The sequence below is a fragment of the Thiolapillus sp. genome (assembly GCF_048562965.1).
Classification (GTDB): domain Bacteria; phylum Pseudomonadota; class Gammaproteobacteria; order Chromatiales; family Chromatiaceae; genus Thiolapillus; species Thiolapillus brandeum_A.
In genome coordinates this window covers 1-702 of the sequence record NZ_JBHNMF010001323.1, presented here as the reverse complement: position 1 = coordinate 702, position 702 = coordinate 1, and the positions used below count along the sequence as shown (strand labels likewise).

The window sequence follows — 702 nt, the reverse complement described above, 5'->3', positions numbered from 1 at the left end:
GGCTTCGACGAACTTGCGCCGGGCATGGTCCCAGCAGCCGATGCGGGTGATGGGGTTTTCCCGACACACCCGGTTGTAGCCGGCATAGCCGTCGGTCTGGAGAACGCCTTCGAAGCCATCGAGCAGCCGCAAGGGCACCTCCTCACTGCGTGAAGGATCGTAGTGGTAGAGCACAACAGGCTGATCCGGTGGGCCACCCCGGATGACCCACATCCATTTGTCCGACTGGGCGGCTTTGCCCGTTTCCTTGAGTACCTGTAGCCGTGTCTCGTCCGCCTGCAGGTAGTCACCGTCAAGCTGTTGTTCCCGCAACAGGTTGATCAACGGCTTGAATACGTCGTCCAGGCGGATGATCCAGTTGGCCATCGTGGTGCGGCTGATGTGGCCGCCATGGCGCTTGAGAATGCCTTCAAGGCGGTACAGCGGCAGGGCGTCGGCGTACTTGGCCACCAGGATCCAGGCCAGCAGCTGCACGCTGGCCAGGCATTTGCCCAGAGGATGGATCGGGCGGGCAGCCACTTTGACTGTGCTTTCTCCCTCAGGCGTATCGAATACGGCTTTCTCCTGCCAGTATTCGATCACCCGGGCCTGCGCAGGACTCAATCCCAACTCAAAGCCCCCCCCGTCTGGTACTCGGTAACGGTCGTCTCGAAGAAGTTCTTCTCCTTGCGCATGTTGGCCTGTTCGTCCAGCCAGGGCAGG

The 702-nt window shown here is 61.3% G+C and carries 1 pseudogene; it reads right to left on the bottom strand.

Annotated elements, in window-relative coordinates:
- Positions 1–612: pseudogene (gene tnpC, locus ACOCD2_RS24100) on the bottom strand (IS66 family transposase); the annotation flags it as partial.
- Positions 613–702: the final 90 nt, after the last annotated feature.